We start from the raw sequence: 16,747 nt of genomic DNA, 5'->3' as shown, positions 1-16,747 counted from the left end.
ATGAAGGACATCACCTGCAAGCTTCTCGTCATCGGTGCCGGTCCCGGCGGCTATGTCTGCGCCATCCGGGCCGGACAGCTCGGCATCGACACGATGATCGTCGAGATGACCAAGGCCGGCGGCACCTGCCTCAATGTCGGCTGCATCCCGTCCAAGGCCATCATCCATGCGGCAGACGAGTTCGCCGCCGCGGTCGGCATGGCGGCGGGGCGAAACCCGATGGGGATAGGCGCTGCCGATCCGGCCATCGATTTCGGCAAGACGATCGCCTGGAAGGACGGCATCACCGGTCGCCTGTCTATGGGGGTCGTCAACCTCCTGAAGAAGGCCGGCGTGAAGGCACTTGTCGGTCGGGCACGCTTTCGCGACGGCAAGACGGTAGAGGTGGAAACGGAAACGGGCCTGCAGGTTGTCCGCTGCGAGAATGTCGTCATCGCCACCGGATCGACGCCGGTGGAACTGCCGGTGCTGCCTTTCGGCGGCAATGTAATCTCGTCGACCGAGGCGTTGTCGTTGACGGAAATGCCGAAGAGCCTTGCGGTCGTCGGTGCCGGATATATCGGCTTGGAACTCGGCACGGCCTTCGCCAAGCTGGGATCGAAGGTGACGATCGTGGAGGCGCAGGAGCGCATACTGCCACTGTACGACTCTGCGCTGACACAGCCGGTTGCCAAGCGGATGGCGGCGCTCGGGATCGAGGTGCTGACGAAAACGTCGGTCAAGGCGCTCTCCCCGGATGGCGACGGTCTCGTGGTGGAACACAACGGCGGGGATCGGCGCATTCTTGCCGACAAGATCCTCGTTACCGTCGGACGCCGTCCGGTCACGGAAGGCTGGGGCCGGGAGGAGCTTGAACTCGACATGGAGGGCCGCTTCATCCGGATCGACGGCCAGTGCCGGACCTCCATGCGCGGGATCTACGCGATCGGCGATGTCACGGGCGAACCCATGCTGGCGCACCGGGCGATGGCGCAGGGCGAGATGGTGGCGGAAATCGTTGCCGGCAAACGACGTAGCTGGGAGAAGGTGGCGATCCCGGCGGTGTGCTTTACCGACCCCGAAATTGTCTCGGTCGGGCTTGCCCCAGAAGAAGCGCGGCGAGCGGGCCACGAGACGAAGGTCGGCCAATTTCCGTTCGCTGCGAATGGACGAGCGATGACGCTGGCATCGGAAGACGGCTTCGTGCGGGTCGTCGCGCGGGCCGACAACCACCTGGTCCTTGGCATCCAGGCTGTCGGGGCCGGGATATCAGAACTTTCCGCCGCCTTTGCGCTGGCGCTCGAGATGGGCGCGCGACTGGAGGACATCGCCGGCACGATCCACGCCCATCCGACCCAGTCGGAGGCATTTGCGGAGGCCTCGCTAAAGGCGCTCGGGCACGCCCTCCATATCTAGAGCCTGCGTTCAAGGTCCCGGCGCAGGGCTGCCCCTGGTGCCGGACTCGCGGCTCGTCTTCTCCTGTTCTGCGTTCCGGTCCTTGCTGTCCTGCCGCGCCAGTTCGCGGTCGATGGTCTCGCGGGAGCCTTCTGCGGGGTCCTGCTCCGGGTGGTTCTTCGGGTCTGTCATGGTGACGGTCTCCTTCCTTGCTATCCGAACCGCCGGCACGCCGGCTTGTTCCTAGAGTTCCAGCAGCGCATAGGGGCGACCGGTCGGCTTTTCGATGTGGGAGGCGACGTTGTAGACCGGCGCACCGCCCGGCGTCCTGCCTTCGTAGGTGCCGCGATGGGCATGGCCGTGGACGACGGCCGAGACGGGGAAGCGGTCGATGGTTTCCGCCAGCCGCGAGGAGCCGAGGAAGGGATAGATTTCCTGTGGCTCTCCGACGACCGTCTCGGGGATGGGGGCGTAGTGCAGCACGACCATGGCGCGCTCGGACCTCACCTGCCGCAGGGCGTTTTCCAGCCGCATGGTTTCCTCGACGCTTTCGGCCACCATGGCCTTGATGGCGGGCTCGCCGAAGGAGCCCAGCATGTACCGGCCGAAGCCGCCGGCGAAGCCTTTCACGCCGGCAAAGCCGACACCATTGATTTCCACCGCCTGTCCCTCGAGCAGCTGTACGCCGGCATCCTTGATGATCGATTTTACCTCCTCGACATGGCCGCATTCGTAGTCGTGGTTGCCGAGGACGGCGACGATCGGGATGGAGCAGGAGCGCATATCCGCCGCCAGCAGTTCGGCCTCCTTCGGCTTGCCAAGGTCGGTCAGGTCGCCGGTCAGGACGAGGATGTCGGCAGCCTGCGAGATCTCGGCAAACAGCTCCTTGTAGGAACTGCTGCCATTCTCCTTGACGTGCAGGTCCCCCATCGCCGCGATCTTCTGCTTGCCGTTACCCTTCTGCGGCGCCTTCGCCACCGCGTCTTCGGTCGTCGCCTTTGCCACGCCAGACCTCCTTATGCCGGTTCCTCGTTTACGCCTTCGCGCCATTCGCCTTCGCCGCCGACGTCGGCAAACCCCCATTCCTTGACGTCGATCTCGAAATCCACCCGGCTGAACATGCGGCCGCGACAGATCTTCATCTGCGGCAGGGGCAGCTGGCGCTGCGCCTGCAGACGATCGAGTAGTTCGTCGAGCAGCCAGTCAGGCACCTTGTCGCGCTCGGTCGGATAGATCCACCTGAAGTTCAGGAGGTGGATCAGGAGCACCTCCCAGTGGACTTCCATATGGTTGAGCAGCCGCTGCCAGTCGATCTGGTCGTGGGCGCGCAGGATGATATGCACGACGTCGCCGCCGTCGTACCGGTGGCGAAGCTGCACGAAACATTTCGACCAGATGAGTTCAGTGGGGGCGACAATCCGCACCGGATGCCCGTTCATGTCGATCTGGCGGGCATTGTCGAACCAGCCATCGCCGATGGGCATGGTGCCGTTGGAGCCCGCGAAGATGACGTCGAAGAAGTGCTTGCCCCTGATCACTTTGCCCAGCCAGCGGTCGTCCTCAACCTCGATGTCATACCCCTTCGCCTTGAAGTGGGCGAGGATGCGGGCGTAGTCGCCGGCGCGGCAGAAGATGTCGAGATCCTTCGTGGGTCGGGAGATCCCCGTATAGGCGCTGACGGCATAGGTGCCCGCGAGCAGGAAGGGTATATCCGTGCGCGCCAGTTCCTGCAGCGCCTCGCTGACGAATGCTTCGGCCTCTGCATCGACCAGCGTCGGTGCCGCCTTCGCCTCGATTTGCGGCATCGTGTCGATCATGTCTCGCTGGGCCCGCTCCGGAGGCGGTGCGATTTCGGCGTCCATTGGGTTCTCCAGAGGGTTGCTGCCTTGGAGCGCCGTTCAGCGCTCCGGATTATCCGCATTGGCGAGCGCGCTGATGCTGCCGTCGTCGTTCTCGATGTCCTCGCGGTGTTCGAGCTCTTCCAGATCGCTGTCGACCAGGTAGGTATCACCGCCCCCGAGCCTCGTTGCCTCCCGGACCGCGTCGAGGCTGGTCATGTCGGTGGTTGCGTGAAGCGCGTCTTCCGATCGCTCGCGACCTTCCTGTTCGAAGCGTGCGGAGGAGTTCGTCTGGTCTGCAATCTTGTCCTTGGCGTCCATGGCCGGGGTCCTTTCATAGCTATGCCGCCTTCCAACGGCAGCCAATCCGCTTGGTTCCCTGCATGGGGCGGAACCAGTCGCGCCGACGCCGGTTGAATCCTGCAGTTGCAACCGAAGGAGGCAGACATGCCGGCAAAATCCAAGGCACAGCAGAAGGCGGCGGGTGCTGCGCTCGCCGCCAAGCGCGGCGACATTAAGAAGAGCGAACTGAAGGGCGCATCGAAGAGCATGGAGAAGTCGATGAGCGAGAAGGAACTCCACGACATGGCTTCGACCAAGCGGAAGGGAAAACCAGAGCACGCGTCGCAATAAAGCGAAGGTTCAGCCGTAGCGATGCGCAACGCGCGCGCTATATTCCGATCTGTGAACCTGACGCCGCCATCTAACAAGCGGATGGCGGCGTTGCGCTGCAACAGGAGGACTTTCCGATGCCGCCCGAGGAACTCGACAGGACATTGACCGCCCTCCCGCTTCGGGTGGGGACGTATGTGCCGGATGATCTGCTGGAGGACTGGTTTGCGCCGGGAACCGGCATGAATCCGGTCAGTGCGGAGGCGCTGAAGGCGGCGGAGGCCTATGGCCGGCGCTTCGAATGCGAATTCAAGTATTATCCCGAGAGGCAGGAGGGGGTGTTCTGGAAGTGGGTTCCCGCGCTCTGATGCGGCTCAAAAGCTCTCTTCCGTTTCCTGCTCCGGAAGCCCTTGCCCGCAGTCCATCCAAGGAGGCCGGCTTTCGACGCCGTAGTGATACTGCGGCCTGACGCGTTCGGGATGATCCAGCGAGCCGCCCGTAAGGCGGATCCTGTTGTCATCGTCATAGCGGAGGAAAAGCGGGCTGCCGCAATCCGGACAGAAGCCGCGCTCGGCAATCGGGGAGGAGCGATAGACGGCTGGCGGGGAGACGGTCCATTCAAGCGCCGCCTCATCTACCCTCATCAGGAAGGCGAAAGGTCCGCCGGTTGCCCGGCGGCACATGCTACAATGGCAGTAGCCGCGTTGGAAGGTGCTTGCCGGAAGCGATAGCGGCGCTTGCAGCAGAGACATCCACCGGTCCAGTCGTTCTCGCTCATGACGGGCAAACATCCGGCATGTGCCGGATGTTCCACGGATAAGAAAATCAGGCGCCGGCGTATCGGTCGCGCAGCGCCTCGAACTTCGCCAACTGCTCGCTGATCAATTCCCGCTGCTCGCTGCGGCGGACGAAGATCTTGAACATGGCAGAGCCCTTCTCGTTCATGAACCAGACGGAGCAGGAGCGGCGTCCATGGAACTGGCGGTCGACGAAGGTGATCGCGGCGCAATTGTCCTTGCGGATATGACCGCCGATCGGGCTGTCGCCGTGGATGTTGAACCAGCCATGGCCCTCAGATCCCTGCGGCAGGCTGCCTTCCGCCTCCAGCACGATATCCTCGGTGTGCACGATCAGGAGAATCTCGCCCCAGCCGGTCATGTCGGTCCAGATGTCAGCGAATGCATCCTCGGGGACAGTGACCGCCGCGCCTTCGGGCAGGAGGCCGAGGATCTCGGAGGGGGTGACCTCGGCCTTGGCTGCAAGCGCCTCCACGACGCCATCGGGCTTTTCCGCAAGTGCTGCAAGCGCCCGTTCTCGGCGATCGCCAGGAGATTGTGCGAGTGCGCTCATGCCGCCCTCACGCAGCATCGGCTTTGCGGGCGCCACTGCGGTCTTCGTGGATGATGACCTCGAAGCCTTCGAAGTGCGGACCGGAGAGGTATTCCACCTTGCCTCGGTTCTCGCCGGCCTTGGCGTGGGCTGCACGGAACTGCTCGGACTTCGTCCAAGCCTGGAAATGCTCGAAACTCTCCCAGACGGTGTGCGATGCATAGAGCGTATGATCTTCCGCCTTCGGGCCCTTCAACATGTGGAATTCGATATAGCCCGCCATCTCGGCTAGGCGGCCTTCGCGGCCGCGCCAGATGGCCTCGAAAGCCTCTTCATAGCCTGGAACGACGCGGAAGCGGTTCATCGCGATGTACATTCTCCAAGATCCCTCTCTAAAGTTTCACTTTATGCTCAAGATATCTCTTGGCCGCTAGCTTGAAAAGCTGAAAAAACTTGCGTAGTCAACTCAAGTTATCTGGGCAAGGGCGCCACCGGCCCCACAACAGGGCGCAAAGTGGCACATGACGGGATATGTCGGAATGTTGAGGACGAATTTTCTTGCGGCTGTGGCCACGGTGTTGATGTCGGCTTTGCCGGTCCTGGCTGCGAGCGAAGGCAACCCTTCGGCGCAACGCATCGTATCCATCGGCGGGACGATCACCGAGGTGCTTTATGCGCTTGGCGCGCGGGACCGTGTCATCGCCGTGGATTCGACCAGCACCTATCCGAGCGAGGCAATGTCCAAGCCGGATATCGGCTACATGCGTGCGCTTTCTGCTGAGGGAATTCTGGCGCAGCAGCCAGATCTGGTGCTGGCCGAAGAAGGCTCGGGACCGCCACCGGTCATTGAAATCCTGAATGCCAGCAAGATCCCGATGGTGACGGTGCCTACGCCTCCGGAAGGCACGGCGATCGGCCAGAAGATCCGTGATATCGGGGCAGCGGTCGGCCTGGACAGCCAAGCGGAAGCGCTCGCTGCAAGGACCGAAAGCGAACTTGCGGCGCTTGCGGAGGATGTCGCGAAAATCGCTGAGCCGCGCAAACGGGTTCTTTTCGTGCTGTCGCTCGCAAACGGGCGGGTCATGGCCGGCGGCGCAGATACGGAGGCGGCCGCCATCATCGAAATGGCGGGCGGCATCAACGCCGCTTCCGGCATCTCCGGCTACAAGCCCTTGTCGGACGAAGCGGTGATCGCTGCCAAGCCCGACGTCGTCCTTACCATGATCCGTGGAAACCATGAACTGAAGCCGGAGGATGTGTTTACCCTTCCGGGGCTGCAGACCAGCCCCGCGGCTCAGGTAAAGGCGCTGGTGTCGCTGGATGGCCTTCTGCTTCTGGGCTTCGGTCCCCGCACGCCGGAAGCTGCGCGCACGGTGATGAAGGAGCTCTACCCCGCCGGAACGAACTGATGAGCACGATGGCATTGCCCACGAAGACTTCACGGGTGGAGGGAGACCGGACGCTGCATGGCTATCTGACACTGGCCGCGCTGGTCGTGCTTGTGGCTGTGGCGTCACTGATCTCTCTGTCGAGTGGGCCTACCGGCGTCGGCCTGGGCGATTTCTTTGACTACCTGCTTGGCAAGGGAGAATTGTCGGACCAGGACATCGTCGTGCTGGAGGTGGTGCGTCTGCCGCGGACGGCGCTTGGCCTGCTGGTCGGGGCAGGACTCGCCGTTTCCGGCGCAATGATGCAGGGCCTGTTTCGCAATCCACTGGCCGATCCGGGCATCGTCGGGGTCACGTCGGGTGCGGCACTCGCCGCCGTCGTCTCGATCGTCCTCGCTCCGACGCTGCTTGCCCCAATCGCGATTGTGCTGGGCAATCAATTCCTGCCCTTGATGGCCTTCCTGGGCGGCCTCCTGAACACGTGGGTGCTCTACGTCATCGCGACGCGGGACGGGCGCACGTCCACGACCGCACTCATCCTGTCAGGGATCGCCATCGGCGCGTTGGCGGCAGCGGTGATGGGGCTCCTGATCTTTCTCGCCGACGACCGGCAATTGCGCGACATCACCTTCTGGAGCCTGGGGTCGCTCGGCGGCGCCACCTTCGGGCGGGTGCTTTCCATCCTGCCGTTTATCGTCTTCGTGATGGCGACGATCCCCTTCGTGGCACGCGGCCTGGATGCGCTCGTCCTCGGAGACGCGGCCGCCTTTCACATGGGCGTGCCGGTGCAGCGGCTGAAGCGGATCGTCATCGTCGCGGTGGCAGCAGCCTGCGGCTCGACCGTCGCCGTCGCGGGGTCGATCGGTTTCGTCGGCATCGTCGTACCGCATCTCCTGCGTCTCGTGACTGGCCCATCGCACCGCTTCCTGCTGCCTGCATCGGCGCTTGGCGGCGGCGCGTTGCTGCTAATCGCCGACAGCGTCGCGCGCACCGTTGCCGCACCCGCGGAACTGCCGATCGGCGTGATAACGGCTTTGTTTGGCGCTCCCGTTTTCCTCTTCCTGCTGCTCGGCAAGGGCGGCATCCGGATGGGAGAAATGCCATGATTTCCGCCCAGTCCATCAGTGTCACGAGAGGCGACCGGAAGCTTCTGGACGATGTCGCCGTAGACCTGAAGCCTGGACGCTTCACCGTCATCATCGGGCCGAACGGCGCTGGCAAGTCCACCCTGTTGAAGGTACTTTCGGGCGAGATGCGGCCGGATGTCGGCAGTGTCGCCTATCACGGTCGGGAGATCGGCGGCTACCAACCGGTCCAGCTTGCACGTCTGCGGGCCGTCCTGCCTCAATCGGTGCAGCTCTCCTTTCCCTTTACAGCCTTGGAGATTGTCCGCATGGGCGCGGTCGCCCAGGGCTCCCGCCATCCGACGGAGCAGGCGAGGCAGGCACTGTCGCGCGTCGGCCTGCGCGGCTTCGAGGCGCGGCCCTATCCCTCGCTCTCCGGGGGCGAGCAGCAGCGCGTCCAGTTTGCGAGAGCGCTGGCACAGGTGCCGGAACCTGTCATCGTTGGCGTGCCGCGCGCGCTCTTCCTCGACGAGCCGACGGCAAGCCTCGATCTCGGCCACCAGATCTCAGTGCTGGAGGTCGCTCGCAACTTCGCAGAGGCCGGCGGCATCGTGCTTGCCATCCTTCACGACCTGAACCTCGCGGCCGAATTCGCAGATCACCTGCTGGTGCTCGACAAGGGCAAGGTGGTCTCGCAGGGGGCGTGCCTCGAGACCGTCAAAGACTCCACGATTGGTGGCGTCTACGGGATTTCCGGTGCCGTCGGGCGGCTTCCGGCAGAACACATTCCCTTTGTCCTGCCACAGGCACGGCATCGACCGAGCGCCTGACAGCCTGGCCGGGCTTCATGCGGATGGTGGCTCTGGCCGCGTCACGACGTAGATGGCTGGCAGGATCATGACAGCCGCGACGATGGCCGCGGGCGTTGCCGGCGGCGAGGTGACGAACCAGAAGAACGCGTAGCTGATCGACATCATAACCACGGCGGCAATCTTCGCCCTTCGGGGTATCGCGCCTCGTTCTCGCCAATCCCGCAAGGGGCCGCCAAACCTCGGGTGGTCGAGCAGCCAGGCCTCCAGGCGTGGTGAGGAACGGGCGAAGCAGGCAACTGCCATGATCAGGAAAGGCGTCGTCGGGAGGATCGGCATGAAGGCGCCGAGAATGCCGATCGTAAGAAGAAGCCAGCCGAGGCTGAGATAGACGATGCGCATGAAGTCCCTTTCCGGACCAGCCGGTTTCCATCCATGCCATGCGGCGCCGACGCGGGGCACAGCGCCATATGATCATCCCGCCCGCCTATTTCAATCAGCCGTGACGCCGCAAGCTTGATGTGAATTGCACGATAGCGCGATTGGCAAAGGACGCGGGATTTCCGATAAAGCGGTCCGATGCATCAGAGGAGCTGTGCCGTGGCAAAGATGATCCATTCGATGATCCGCGTTCTGGACGAGGAACGATCGGTCGATTTCTACCAGCGTGCCTTCGGCCTCCGGATTGCGGAGCGCGTCCCTTTCGATGGCTTCACCCTGATCTATCTCTCGAACGCCGAAACCGGGTTCGAAGTGGAATTGACAGTCAATGCCGGACGCGAGAAACCCTACGACCTGGGTGACGGCTATGGCCATCTCGCGGTGACGGTTGAGGACGTCGAGGCCGAATACAGGCGCTTCAGTGAACTTGGCTTCACCGTGGGCAAGCTCGTCGACATGCCGCGCGACCGCAAGCCGTTCGCGCGCTTCTTCTTCGCCACCGATCCGGACGGCTACAAGATCGAGGTGCTGCAGCGCGGCGGCCGGTTCCAGTAGAGGTCGCCGTGGTGGAGGGGGTGAGACTGGAGGAGAGCTGGAGACAGGCGCTGGCGCCCGAGTTCGGCAATCCGTACATGAGCGAACTGCGCCGCTTCCTCATGAGCGAGAAGGAAGCGGGAAAGCGTATCTTCCCCAAGGGAGGGGAATATTTCCGGGCCCTCGACCTGACCCCGCTCGACCAGGTCAAGGTCGTGATCCTCGGGCAGGACCCGTATCATGGCGCTGGCCAGGCCCATGGCCTCTGCTTCTCCGTCCAGCCCGGCGTGCGGATCCCGCCGTCGCTCGTCAACATCTACAAGGAACTGCAGAGCGATCTCGGTATCTCGCCCGCCAGTCATGGCTTCCTGGAGCATTGGGCGAGGCAGGGTGTTCTCCTCCTGAACAGCGTGCTGACGGTGGAGGAGGCGCAGGCTGCGTCGCACCAGGGCAGGGGGTGGGAACGGTTCACCGATGCCGTAATCCGCGCCGTCAACGAAAGATGCGACGGCGTCGTCTTCCTGCTCTGGGGCTCCTACGCCCAGAAGAAGGCGGCCTTTGTCGACCGCGACCGGCATCTCGTCCTGCGTGCGCCGCATCCATCGCCTTTGTCGGCGCATAACGGCTTCTTCGGCAGCCGGCATTTTTCGCAGGCCAACGCCTTCCTCGTTTCCAAGGGCAGACAGCCTATCGACTGGAAACTGCCGGAATGGGTATGATTTCTTGAACGCCCTTAGCGGGGTCTTCGTATGAAATGTGAACAATGCGTTCGTTTCGGCTCTCTATGCGAAGGCGGTCGCAATGGCCAAATATAGCCCCAAGAAAGGCTCACGGAGCCAGAAAGGGTTTTCACATGCTCGACCAGATAAAGGGGCTGCATCACGTCACGTCGATGGCGGCGAGCGCCCGCACCAACAACAGGTTCTTCACCGATACGCTCGGCCTGCGCCGGGTGAAGAAGACCGTCAACTTCGACGCGCCGGACGTCTACCACCTCTATTACGGGGACGAGGTCGGTACGCCCGGTTCGGTGATGACGTACTTCCCGTTCCCGCATATCGCCCGCGGCCGTCCCGGTTCGGGGGAGGTGGGGACCACGCTGTTCTCTGTTCCGGAAGGGTCGTTCGGATACTGGAGAGAACGGCTGACGAAGGCGGGCGTCGAGGGACTGAAGACGGACAGCGCCTTTGGCGAAAACCGGCTTCACTTCGCGGGGCCTGATGGTGACGGGTTTGCCCTCGTTGAAGTCAAGGATGATCCGCGGGAAGCCTGGACCGGTAATGGCGTCGGCGACGATCACGCGATCCGCGGCTTCCACTCGGCCTCGCTGCGGCTGCGGGACGAGGGGGCGACGGCGGAACTCCTGAAGTTCATGGGTTATGATCAGGTCGATGCCAAGGACGGTGTCCTGCGCCTGCGTATTCCGGGTGGCAACGGTGCCGACGTCATCGACATCGAGACGATGCCGAACATCAATGGCGCCCGGCTCGGTGCGGGGTCCGTCCACCACATCGCCTTCGCCGTCGAAAACCGCGAGAAGCAGCTCGAGGTCCGCAAGGCGTTGATGGATACCGGCTACAACGTCACCCCGGTTATCGACCGGGACTATTTCTGGGCGATCTACTTCCGCACGCCCGGCGGCGTGCTGTTCGAGATCGCCACCAACGAACCCGGCTTCGATCGCGACGAAGACACCGCGCATCTCGGCGAAGCATTGAAACTGCCCACGCAGCACGCACATCTGCGCGCGATGCTCGAAGAACATCTCGAACCGTTGGACGCTTAGGATGTTAGGCGCGCAAGGAGGCAATCATGAGCCATGACAGTTACATGCACCGGGCGCGGCCCGGTGCAGCCGGTGCGCCGATCTTCTTCGTGTTCCACGGGACCGGCGGCGACGAGAACCAGTTTTTCGATTTCGGTGGCCACCTCTTGCCGGAGGCGACCATCATCTCGCCACGCGGCGACATTTCGGAACACGGAGCGGCACGCTTCTTCCGTCGCAAGGCGGAAGGTGTCTATGACTGCGAGGATCTGGCCCGGGCGACGAACCGCATGAGCGAATTCGTCGCCGCGAACCGGGAGTTCTACAAGGCAGGCCCGGTCATCGGGCTCGGCTTTTCCAACGGCGCCAACATCCTCGCGAGCATGCTGATCCACAAGCCGGGCCTCTTCGAGGCCGCCGTGCTCATGCATCCGCTCATCCCGTTCGAGCCAAGGGAAAGGACGGAGAAGGTGGGTGGAAGGGTCCTCATTACCGCGGGAGAGCGCGATCCGATCGCCTCCGTAGAACTGACTCAGTCGCTCGCCGATTATTTCCGGCGGTCGGGCGACGAGGTGGAGCTCGAATGGCATCCGGGCGGGCACGAGATCCGTGCGGTCGAGATCGATGCGGCCAAGCATTTTCTCGCCCGCTACGGCAGCTAGAAAGGCGAGGCATTCCGCTTGCGGACGGATCGGGTGTGCCCGATAGTGGGGCCGCCTTCCGCAGCGGAGCCGCGCCCATGAGCAATCACCAAGTTCTTCATCGACGGTCGCTGGCTGGAGCCGGCCATTCTTGTTTCCCTCAGTATGACCCGCGCCGGTTCGACGAAAACGGCTTCTCAAGCGGCGTCTCCTGCCGCTAGGATGCCGTACGGCCCTGTGCCGTCACAGAGGATGGAGCACATGAAAAAAACACTGCTAGCATCGACAGTCTTCGCCATGACCGCCGCCTTTACGTCCTTCGCCGCGGCGCAGGACGCCGAAATTCGTATTGCGACCGAGGGAGCATACCCGCCCTTCAACTTCACGGACACGGATGGGTCGCTGAAGGGCTTCGACGTCGATATCGCCAATGCACTCTGCGAGGAGATGAAGGCGAAGTGCGCCATCGTGGCGCAGGACTGGGACGGCATCATTCCCGGCCTGATGGCCAACAAGTACGACGCCATCGTCGCGTCGATGAGCATCACCGAGGAGCGCAAGCAGCAGATCGACTTCACCAACAAGTACTATACGACGCCGCTTGCCGTCATCGCGCCGAAGGATGGCGACGTGAAGGGCGTCTCGGTCGAGGACCTGAAGGACAAGGTCGTCGGTGCCCAGGCCTCCACGACCCAGGCCAACTATGCCACCGACGTCTATGAGAAGGCCGGCATCGAGGTGAAGCTCTATCCGACGCAGGAAGAAGCGGCAGCCGATCTGCAGAACGGTCGTATCGACGCGCTGATCTCCGACAAGTTCGTCGTCGTCGACTGGCTGAACGGTGACGGCAAGGATTGCTGCGCCATGGTGGGCGACGTGCCGGGCACGGAGACAGAGGCCGGTATCGGCATCCGCAAGGGTGAGGAAGAGTTGAAGGAGCGCTTCAACAAGGCGATCGACGCGATCGTTGCCAACGGCACTTACGGCAAGATCGTCGCCAAATACTTCCCCTTCGATATCTACTGATCGGGCTGAAACAGTCTCATGCGGCCGCCGGCTTGTCCGGCGGCTTTTTCGTCAGTAGCCGCAGGAGCGCAACTGGGCCTCGTATTTCTGCGCTATGCCGGCGGAGCGCTGCGCTGCCTTCCTGGCCGTCGCGGTAAAGTTGCCTCGGGAATAACCGGCATGGCCGGAATAATAGGCGAGGTAAAGGTTGTAGGTGTCGTTGCGGGGAATGCCGTTCTTGACGCTGCTGCGGTTGTGGTACCAGCCGACGAAATGGATCGCGTCGCCGAAATCGCTGCGGCGGGCAGACCAGCGTCCGGTGGATCGCTGATATTCGAGCCAGGTGCCGTCAAGCGCCTGCGCATAGCCATAGGCAGACGACTGCCGCTTCCATGGGATGAAGCCGAGCAGCTTGGTGCGGGGCGGGCGGGCATGTGCCTTGAAACCGGATTCCGTGTAGATCGTCGCCATCAGCACCGGCACCGGGACGCCGAACTCGCGCTCGACCTTCCTCGCCTCTCGCGACCAGTTGTTGAATAGCCCGTCCTTCTGCTCGAACACTGCACAGGCATTGTTGATCCGGCTCGGTGCCGATGCGCAGGCAGACAGCAGCAACAGGAGCGCGATGGAGAACGCAATACGCATCGCTTAACCTCTCGTTTCGGAAGATTAATGACGCGTAAAATTTAACGAAAGGTTTCAGGGCCGCGGTCGCGTGTCCGAAAGGCGTCCCGTCGCGACCTGTGCCAAGACAGGAAAAAATCCGATTTCCGTAAAATTGCATCTTTCGACTTAAGCGCCCCGAAAAGGCGTTCGTCTATGGTGAGGGCATAGGCGGCATGAAGCCCATAGATCCGAGATGACTTCGGAACATCAAGCGAGACGGCGGAAAACGCTGTCCATCAAAACAGGGTTTCGAACATGCCGATGAAAACTCTCCTGGCTGCGGCATTCATGGCAGCTCTCGTCTCTGGCGGCTCCGCGCAGGCTGGCGGCCCCGGCGGTTTTGCCCGCTCCTTTGCCTCGTCGCCTGCCGTCCAGTACGACCTGGCGATGAACGGTCCGATCCGGTCCAGTGTGGGAGCAGAAGTTCCGGCCCTGACCCGGTCACGCGCCCTGGAACTGGCGCGCATCAACCGCAGCGTCAACACGTCCATCAGAGCCATCGACAGCTACTTCGACGGCTTTGCTCCGGATCTCGCCAGCGCAATCGGCAGCGAGCGCTGCCACGATTGTGCGGATCTGAAGCGCGAACGTCTCGCTGCGCTCGGCTGGCCTGCTGGTGCTATGCGGATTTCCTACGCGCTGACGAGCTCCGGCAGTGTGGAGCGGGTTCTCGTCGTCTCGACCGACCGGGGGCAGGTCATCCTCGGTGAGCGCCTGACGATGATCGGCAAGCGCATCACGGCCGGTTCCCGTTCTTCGGCAAGCACCTGGGGGCAGGGCGCGATCCAGCCGGCATACGCCGACATCTGATCTTCTGCAGTGTCGGTCCTTCTCCGCACCCGCCTTCCTTCAAGAGGAGGCGGGCTTTCCCTTTTCGGCGATCGCGATTCCGCCCAGCGCCAGCACGAGCGCGGCAATGTGGAAGAACTGCAGTTCCTCCCCGATGATCGCCACGGAAAGCAGCGTGCCGAAGACGGGGATCAGATTGATGAAAAGGCTCGCGCGGTTCGGGCCGATCCCTTCGACACCCTTGATGTAGAGCACCTGCGCGAGCAGCGACGCGAATAGCGCGGTGTAGAGGGCGATTACCCAGCCGCGTGTATCTGGCCAGATTGCTGCATCACCGGCATGTTCCCACAGGACCAGCGGAACCGTCGTCAGAAGCGCGAAGAACGCCGGGATGGCCATCAGCGTGCGCCAGTCGATGACCGGCTTCCACCGCAACGATACGGTGTAGACGGCATAAGCAACGACGGCGATCAACATGAGCGCATCACCGAAATTGAGCGTGAGGTCGAGGAGGCTGGCGAGGTCGCCATGCGATGCCGTCAGGGCGACACCGACGAGCGTCAGGGAGAAGCCGAATACCTGCGCGAGCGATACCCGCGTTCTGAACAGCACGAAGTTGATGAGGAAGATCAGCATCGGAATGCCGGCCTGCTCGATCGCGACATTGATGGCCGTGGTGTATTTGAGGGCAGTGTAGAGCACTGCGTTGAAGGTCGTGTAGCCGATGACGCCGTAAAAGATCAGGATCGGCAGCCGCTTTCGCACGACAGGCCAGTCCTTCCTCAGTTGCGGCAGGGAGATCGCGAAGATGATTGCGACTGCGATCGCCCAGCGCCAGAAGGTCAGCATCATCGGGCTGATATGCCCGAGCGCAAGCTTGCCGGCCACGGCATTGCCACCCCATGACAGCGTTGCGATCACGAGACAAAGATATGCGGTTCTGTGCAAGATCATCTCCGTCGGAGAGCAGGGTGGATGCAGCGTGGGCCGATCGCAGATAGACCGCGGCCCGCGGTTTTGTCACGTAAAAACCTCTTTTGGAGGCACAAACAGATCGCAATCCTCGAAACTAGGCCTTATAGATGCGCCGGTTTGAGTTGGCGCAAGAGCTTGCGCGGAAACAGGAAAGCGAAAGATGACGAACGTCGTGGTAGTCGGCTCCCAATGGGGTGACGAGGGCAAGGGCAAGATCGTGGACTGGCTCTCGGAGCGTGCCGACATCGTCGTGCGTTTCCAGGGCGGGCACAATGCCGGTCATACCCTCGTGATCGACGGCGTCAGCTACAAGCTGTCCCTGCTGCCCTCGGGCGTCGTGCGTCCCGGCAAGATGGCGGTCATCGGCAATGGCGTCGTGGTCGACCCGCATGCGCTGATCGCCGAGATCGACAAGCTGGCGAAGCAGGGCGTGACGATCACCCCGGATAACCTTCGCATCGCCGACAATGCGACCCTCATCCTCTCGCTCCACCGGGAACTGGACGGCATGCGCGAGGACGCGGCCTCCAACAGCGGCACGAAGATCGGCACGACGCGGCGCGGCATCGGTCCGGCCTACGAGGACAAGGTTGGCCGCCGTGCGATCCGGGTGATGGATCTCGCCGATCTCGATACGCTGGGCGGCAAGGTCGACCGCATCCTGACCCATCACAATGCTATCCGCCGCGGTCTTGGTGCGCCGGAGGTGTCCCACGAGACGATTATGGAGGAACTGACTTCGGTTGCCGAGCGCGTTCTGCCGTTCCGGGAAACCGTCTGGCTGCTTCTCGACAAGGAGCGCCGCAAGGGCGCCCGCATCCTATTCGAGGGCGCGCAGGGTTCGCTGCTCGACATTGACCACGGCACCTATCCCTTCGTGACCTCGTCGAACACCGTCGCCGGCCAGGCGGCCGCCGGCTCGGGCATGGGTCCCGGTACGCTCGGCTATATCCTCGGCATCACCAAGGCCTATACGACGCGGGTCGGCGAGGGGCCGTTCCCGACCGAACTTCACGACGAGATCGGACAGTTCCTCGGCGAAAAGGGTCATGAGTTCGGAACCGTCACCGGTCGGAAGCGCCGTTGCGGCTGGTTCGATGCGGCTCTGGTGCGCCAGTCGGTGGCCACCAATGGAATAACGGGGATCGCGCTCACCAAGCTTGATGTTCTCGACGGCCTCGACGAACTGAAGATCTGCGTCGGCTATAAGCTCGACGGCCAGGAGATCGACCACCTTCCGGCAAGCCAGGCGGCGCAGGCCCGTGTCGAGCCCGTCTACATCACGCTGGAAGGCTGGAAGGAATCGACCGTCGGGGCGCGCAAGTGGGCGGACCTGCCGGCGCAGGCGATCAAGTATGTCCGCCAGGTGGAAGAGTTGATCGGCGCCCCTGTCGCCCTACTTTCCACGAGCCCGGAACGCGACGACACCATACTTGTGACCGATCCGTTTGAGGATTAAAGTTCCGGCCACGTATCGTTACCAGCCGGTTAATCGACCGGTGACCATGAGAAAGTGC

General features: G+C 62.8%; 23 protein-coding genes. 13 read left to right on the top strand and 10 right to left on the bottom strand.

All coding sequences use genetic code 11. The features are described 5' to 3' along the window. A complete protein-coding gene (gene lpdA / locus FN060_RS20345; RefSeq protein ID WP_142589793.1) occupies positions 1 to 1,395 on the top strand; it encodes a dihydrolipoyl dehydrogenase in 1,395 nt (464 codons plus the stop codon). A gap of 9 nt (positions 1,396 to 1,404) precedes the next feature. On the opposite strand, the gene FN060_RS20340 is transcribed toward lpdA, so the two are convergent. From FN060_RS20340 to FN060_RS20325, 4 genes are all read right to left on the bottom strand, one after another. Next, entirely contained in the window at positions 1,405 to 1,566 is a 162-nt protein-coding gene (locus FN060_RS20340; RefSeq protein ID WP_156157143.1) for a hypothetical protein, read from the bottom strand. A 51-nt stretch (positions 1,567 to 1,617) separates the two neighbouring features. Beyond that, a complete protein-coding gene (locus tag FN060_RS20335; RefSeq protein WP_142590131.1) occupies positions 1,618 to 2,304 on the bottom strand; it encodes a metallophosphoesterase family protein in 687 nt (228 codons plus the stop codon). A gap of 86 nt (positions 2,305 to 2,390) precedes the next feature. Continuing rightward, positions 2,391 to 3,191: a nucleotidyltransferase family protein gene (locus tag FN060_RS20330; RefSeq protein ID WP_244665917.1), complete on the bottom strand. Its 801-nt coding sequence runs from the start codon at positions 3,189 to 3,191 to the stop codon at positions 2,391 to 2,393. Between the two features lie 81 nt (positions 3,192 to 3,272). Next, positions 3,273 to 3,533, bottom strand: a complete 261-nt coding sequence (locus FN060_RS20325) for a hypothetical protein (RefSeq protein WP_142589791.1) — start codon at positions 3,531 to 3,533, stop codon at positions 3,273 to 3,275. 126 nt (positions 3,534 to 3,659) lie between these two features. On the opposite strand from FN060_RS20325, the gene FN060_RS20320 reads away from it, so the two are divergent. Both FN060_RS20320 and FN060_RS20315 read left to right on the top strand, forming a co-directional pair. Continuing rightward, entirely contained in the window at positions 3,660 to 3,845 is a 186-nt protein-coding gene (locus tag FN060_RS20320; RefSeq protein WP_077549521.1) for a DUF3008 family protein, read from the top strand. 116 nt (positions 3,846 to 3,961) lie between these two features. Next, entirely contained in the window at positions 3,962 to 4,192 is a 231-nt protein-coding gene (locus FN060_RS20315; RefSeq protein WP_142589790.1) for a hypothetical protein, read from the top strand. A gap of 6 nt (positions 4,193 to 4,198) precedes the next feature. On the opposite strand, the gene FN060_RS20310 is transcribed toward FN060_RS20315, so the two are convergent. The 3 genes from FN060_RS20310 to hmuQ form a co-directional block, all read right to left on the bottom strand. Beyond that, positions 4,199 to 4,576, bottom strand: coding sequence for a GFA family protein (locus tag FN060_RS20310; RefSeq protein WP_244665898.1), 378 nt, complete (start codon positions 4,574 to 4,576; stop codon positions 4,199 to 4,201). Between the two features lie 73 nt (positions 4,577 to 4,649). Next, positions 4,650 to 5,174, bottom strand: coding sequence for a heme utilization cystosolic carrier protein HutX (gene hutX / locus FN060_RS20305; protein ID WP_142589789.1), 525 nt, complete (start codon positions 5,172 to 5,174; stop codon positions 4,650 to 4,652). A 7-nt stretch (positions 5,175 to 5,181) separates the two neighbouring features. After that, entirely contained in the window at positions 5,182 to 5,529 is a 348-nt protein-coding gene (gene hmuQ / locus FN060_RS20300; protein WP_142589788.1) for a heme-degrading protein HmuQ, read from the bottom strand. 163 nt (positions 5,530 to 5,692) lie between these two features. Here hmuQ and FN060_RS20295 point away from each other — a divergent pair, with 163 nt between their 5' ends. The 3 genes from FN060_RS20295 to FN060_RS20285 are packed head-to-tail and all read left to right on the top strand — an operon-like array spanning position 5,693 to position 8,435. Further along, positions 5,693 to 6,562, top strand: coding sequence for a heme/hemin ABC transporter substrate-binding protein (locus FN060_RS20295; protein ID WP_244665897.1), 870 nt, complete (start codon positions 5,693 to 5,695; stop codon positions 6,560 to 6,562). After that, positions 6,562 to 7,647: a FecCD family ABC transporter permease gene (locus FN060_RS20290; protein WP_142589786.1), complete on the top strand. Its 1,086-nt coding sequence runs from the start codon at positions 6,562 to 6,564 to the stop codon at positions 7,645 to 7,647. The genes FN060_RS20295 and FN060_RS20290 overlap by 1 nt, the downstream gene beginning before the upstream one ends. Continuing rightward, on the top strand, positions 7,644 to 8,435 hold the full coding sequence (locus tag FN060_RS20285; protein WP_142589785.1) for a heme ABC transporter ATP-binding protein: 792 nt from the start codon (positions 7,644 to 7,646) through the stop codon (positions 8,433 to 8,435). The genes FN060_RS20290 and FN060_RS20285 overlap by 4 nt, the downstream gene beginning before the upstream one ends. Positions 8,436 to 8,450: 15 nt before the next feature. Here FN060_RS20285 and FN060_RS20280 read toward each other — a convergent pair whose 3' ends face one another. Beyond that, complete coding sequence (locus tag FN060_RS20280; RefSeq protein ID WP_142589784.1) at positions 8,451 to 8,816, bottom strand: YbaN family protein; 366 nt, start codon at positions 8,814 to 8,816, stop codon at positions 8,451 to 8,453. Between the two features lie 198 nt (positions 8,817 to 9,014). Here FN060_RS20280 and FN060_RS20275 point away from each other — a divergent pair, with 198 nt between their 5' ends. The 5 genes from FN060_RS20275 (at position 9,015) to FN060_RS20255 (ending at position 12,821) form a co-directional block, all read left to right on the top strand. Further along, positions 9,015 to 9,410 (top strand): VOC family protein, encoded by a 396-nt coding sequence (locus tag FN060_RS20275; RefSeq protein ID WP_142589783.1) that lies wholly within the window; start codon positions 9,015 to 9,017, stop codon positions 9,408 to 9,410. Positions 9,411 to 9,418: 8 nt separating this feature from the next. Beyond that, positions 9,419 to 10,108: a uracil-DNA glycosylase gene (ung, locus tag FN060_RS20270; protein WP_142589782.1), complete on the top strand. Its 690-nt coding sequence runs from the start codon at positions 9,419 to 9,421 to the stop codon at positions 10,106 to 10,108. 134 nt (positions 10,109 to 10,242) lie between these two features. Then, positions 10,243 to 11,175, top strand: coding sequence for a VOC family protein (locus FN060_RS20265; RefSeq protein ID WP_142589781.1), 933 nt, complete (start codon positions 10,243 to 10,245; stop codon positions 11,173 to 11,175). 26 nt (positions 11,176 to 11,201) lie between these two features. Next, a complete protein-coding gene (locus FN060_RS20260) occupies positions 11,202 to 11,816 on the top strand; it encodes an alpha/beta hydrolase (RefSeq protein WP_142589780.1) in 615 nt (204 codons plus the stop codon). Between the two features lie 240 nt (positions 11,817 to 12,056). After that, positions 12,057 to 12,821, top strand: a complete 765-nt coding sequence (locus FN060_RS20255; protein WP_142589779.1) for an ABC transporter substrate-binding protein — start codon at positions 12,057 to 12,059, stop codon at positions 12,819 to 12,821. A 51-nt stretch (positions 12,822 to 12,872) separates the two neighbouring features. Here FN060_RS20255 and FN060_RS20250 read toward each other — a convergent pair whose 3' ends face one another. Continuing rightward, positions 12,873 to 13,445 carry a transglycosylase SLT domain-containing protein gene (locus FN060_RS20250; RefSeq protein WP_142589778.1) on the bottom strand — a complete coding sequence of 191 codons (573 nt, stop codon included), beginning with the start codon at positions 13,443 to 13,445 and terminating at the stop codon, positions 12,873 to 12,875. A gap of 276 nt (positions 13,446 to 13,721) precedes the next feature. Here FN060_RS20250 and FN060_RS20245 point away from each other — a divergent pair, with 276 nt between their 5' ends. Continuing rightward, the gene (locus tag FN060_RS20245; RefSeq protein ID WP_142589777.1) at positions 13,722 to 14,276 is read left to right on the top strand and encodes a transglutaminase-like cysteine peptidase; all 555 of its coding nucleotides are present in this window, start codon (positions 13,722 to 13,724) and stop codon (positions 14,274 to 14,276) included. A 39-nt stretch (positions 14,277 to 14,315) separates the two neighbouring features. On the opposite strand, the gene FN060_RS20240 is transcribed toward FN060_RS20245, so the two are convergent. Then, entirely contained in the window at positions 14,316 to 15,203 is an 888-nt protein-coding gene (locus tag FN060_RS20240) for a DMT family transporter (RefSeq protein WP_142589776.1), read from the bottom strand. Between the two features lie 187 nt (positions 15,204 to 15,390). Between FN060_RS20240 and FN060_RS20235 the strand changes: the two genes are divergently transcribed. Further along, positions 15,391 to 16,689 (top strand): adenylosuccinate synthase, encoded by a 1,299-nt coding sequence (locus FN060_RS20235; RefSeq protein ID WP_142589775.1) that lies wholly within the window; start codon positions 15,391 to 15,393, stop codon positions 16,687 to 16,689. Positions 16,690 to 16,747: the final 58 nt, after the last annotated feature.

It is taken from the genome of Pseudorhizobium halotolerans (genome assembly GCF_902153235.2).
Classification (GTDB): domain Bacteria; phylum Pseudomonadota; class Alphaproteobacteria; order Rhizobiales; family Rhizobiaceae; genus Neorhizobium; species Neorhizobium flavum.
This window is presented reverse-complemented; position numbering and strand designations above follow the sequence as displayed.